Genomic DNA, 2,948 nt, shown 5'->3' on the forward strand with positions numbered 1-2,948 from the left:
CGAGCCGCCCCGGTCGGCAGGGTTGAAGCCCGCCATCCATTCGGTGGCTCGTTGCAGCGACACCGTCGGCTCCTTGCCCTTCTGCAGGGTGAGATAGACGGTGGGAATCGCGGGCGCGATCTTCTGCACGAGCTGCAACGTGCGCCATTCGAACGACTGCACCATGATGCGGTCCTCGAATTTCTCGGACCTGACGAGATCGAGCAGCAGCATGACAAACCGCTGCGGGTCGGGGGATTCGTCCGGGTGGTTGGGATCGATCTTGGTTTCGATGTTGAGGCGCACCTGCGTGTTGCCGGATTTGCGCACCAGCGCAAAGACTTCCTTCAGCGTCGGGATCGGCGTTCCCGGCACCGCCAGCTGATCCGGAAATTGCGCCGCGTAGTCGCTGCCGGGGCGGATCCGGCCGACGTCGTATTTCTTGATCTCCGCCAGCGGCAGGCGGATGAAGGGAATGCCCGGCGGCGCGACCCAGGCGCCGTCGGCGCCGCGCGCGAGGTCGGGATTGAGGCCGCGCTCATGGGAGACCACGAGCGCGCCGTCGGCGGTGACGCCGATGTCGAGCTCCAGCGTGTCCACCCCCATCGACAGCGCGTTCGCGAACGACACCAGCGTGTTTTCGGGCCTCAGCGCCCGGCCGCCCCGGTGGGCCTCGATGTCGAACGCCATGACCGCTCCGTTGATGAAAAGAAAAAGGACAGCCGCAGCCCACACCCGAAACGCCACTCAGTCTCTCCCTGTTTCGCGGCCGGTGCCTGTGCCGCCAGCTTCGGATTGCGCCGCGCGCGATCCCGGCTACGCTACCGGGTGTTCGCGACAGGTGCAAAGAACGCGAGTGCCAGCTCACCCCAGAGAGGAACACGCCATGAAACGACTGATGATCCTGAACGGCCCCAACCTCAACCTGCTGGGGGTGCGGGAGCCGCATATCTACGGCACCACGACGCTGTCGCAGGTGCGCGAAAGCTGCGAGCACGCCGCCAGGCGTCTGGGGCTCGAGCTTTCCTTCCACCAGTCGAACCACGAGGGCGAGATCGTCGACTGGATCCAGTCGGCGCGGCAGACCGCGGACGCCATCATCATCAACCCGGCCGGCTATTCCTTCACCTCGATCGCCATCCTCGATGCGATCAAGGCGTTCGAGGGCCCGGTGATCGAAGTGCACATTTCCAACATCCACGCCCGCGACGAACATCACCGCCATTCCAAGATCTCGTCCGCCGCGACCGGCGTGATCTGCGGGCTCGGTCCTTACGGCTATATCGCCGCGATGGATGCGGTGGCGCAGATGGGGAAGAAGGGGTGAGGCGCGCGAGCCACCATCAACGAGTCGTCCCCGCGAAAGCGGGGACCCATAACCACAGGCAGGAATTGTTGCGCGATAGCCGTCGACCAGCGCCTTTCACAACAGGCTACACGGCGTATGGGTCCCGGCTTTCGCCGGGACGACCGGAGATTACGCCGTGTCCCGGCGGCTCAGACCAATGCGGCTCACGCCGCCTTGACCATGGGCGTGACGCCTCTACGCTTCTCCCCTTGTGGGAGAAGGAAGGAAGGACGTCCGCCTACCCTACCGCGCCCCGAACGTGGTGGCGCCGAACAGCGCCTTCTGGGTCGAGGGTTGCGAGCGCCAGTATTGCGGCGGGGCCTCGACCTGGCCGCCGAGTTCGGCGGCGGCGTGCCAGCCCCAGCGCGGGTCGTAGAGCATGCCACGGGCGAGCGCGACCATGTCGGCCTTGCCGGACGCCACGATGTCCTCGGCCTGCTTCGCTTCCGTGATCAGGCCGACGGCCATGGTGGTGACGGAGGTGGCTTCCTTGATTCCTTGCGCGAACGGTACCTGATAGCCGGGCGACAGCGGGATCTTCTGCAGCGGCGACACGCCGCCGGAAGACGCGTCGATCCAGTCGACCCCGCGCCTCTGCAGCTCTCTTGCAAATTCGATGGTCTGCGAAAGATCCCAGCCGCCCTCGACCCAGTCGGTCGCCGACACCTTGACGCCGATCGGCTTGTCCGCCGGAAACACCGCGCGGATCGCGTCGAACACTTCGAGCGGATAGCGCATGCGATTCTGCAAGGAGCCGCCATACTGGTCGGTGCGCCTGTTGGAAATCGGCGACAGAAACTGGTGCAGCAGATAGCCGTGCGCGCCATGCAGCTCGAGCGCGTCGATGCCGAGCCGCTCGGCGCGTTTGGCCGCCGAGACAAAGGCGTCGCGGATGCGCGCCAGCCCCGCCGCATCGAGCGCCAGCGGCGGCGCCTCGCCCTCCTTGTGCGGCACGGCGGACGGCCCCACCGTCTGCCAGCCGCCCTCGGCGACCGGAATCAGCTGCCCGCCGTCCCACGGCCGGTGGCTCGAGCCCTTGCGGCCGGCATGGGCGAGCTGCATCGCCACCGCGATCTTGGAATGCTTGCGCACCGAGGCCAGGATCGGCTTCAGCGCCGCTTCGGTGGCGTCGTTCCACAAGCCGAGGCAGCCGGGCGTGATGCGGCCGATCGCCTCCACATGGGTGGCCTCGATGCAGAACATCGCCGCGCCCGACAGCGCCAGCGTGTTGATATGGGTGAAATGCCAGTCATTGGCCTCGCCGTTCTCGGCCGAGTACTGGCACATCGGCGCCACCATGATGCGGTTGGAAAGCGCAAGGCCGCGCAGCTTTATCGGGGAAAACAGGGCGCTCATGGCGGATGTCCGGTTGCGATAAATGAGGATGGGCGAGGACTCTATACCTCTCCCGGAGGGAGAGGTCGATCTTCGTTGCCCAACCGCAGGTCATTGCCTGATCCCGGCGGCCTCGATCACTTCCATGTTGGCCGCGGTCTCGCGCCTGACCAGATCGTCCATCTGGGCCGGCGTCATCGGCAGCGCTTCGACGCCGAGCTTTGTCAGGCTGTCCTGCATCGCCGGCTCGTTGAGCACCTTGACGCCGGCGGCTGCGCAAGCGCTG

3 protein-coding genes are annotated in these 2,948 nt (G+C 66.2%); 1 reads left to right on the top strand and 2 read right to left on the bottom strand.

Annotated elements, in window-relative coordinates; translation table 11 throughout:
• Nucleotides 1-669: glycerophosphodiester phosphodiesterase family protein (locus tag QZ213_RS26765; RefSeq protein WP_291689060.1), on the bottom strand; the 669-nt coding region annotated here is incomplete at its 3' end.
• 196 nt (nucleotides 670-865) lie between these two features.
• Here QZ213_RS26765 and aroQ point away from each other — a divergent pair.
• Nucleotides 866-1,306 carry a type II 3-dehydroquinate dehydratase gene (gene aroQ, locus QZ213_RS26770; RefSeq protein WP_291689061.1) on the top strand — a complete coding sequence of 147 codons (441 nt, stop codon included), beginning with the start codon at nucleotides 866-868 and terminating at the stop codon, nucleotides 1,304-1,306.
• A gap of 264 nt (nucleotides 1,307-1,570) precedes the next feature.
• Here the strand turns inward: aroQ and QZ213_RS26775 are convergent, their stop codons facing one another.
• Nucleotides 1,571-2,683 (bottom strand): NADH:flavin oxidoreductase/NADH oxidase, encoded by a 1,113-nt coding sequence (locus tag QZ213_RS26775; protein WP_291689062.1) that lies wholly within the window; start codon nucleotides 2,681-2,683, stop codon nucleotides 1,571-1,573.
• Nucleotides 2,684-2,948: the final 265 nt, after the last annotated feature.

It is taken from the genome of Bradyrhizobium sp. (genome assembly GCF_017881085.1).
Classification (GTDB): Bacteria; Pseudomonadota; Alphaproteobacteria; order Rhizobiales; family Xanthobacteraceae; genus Bradyrhizobium.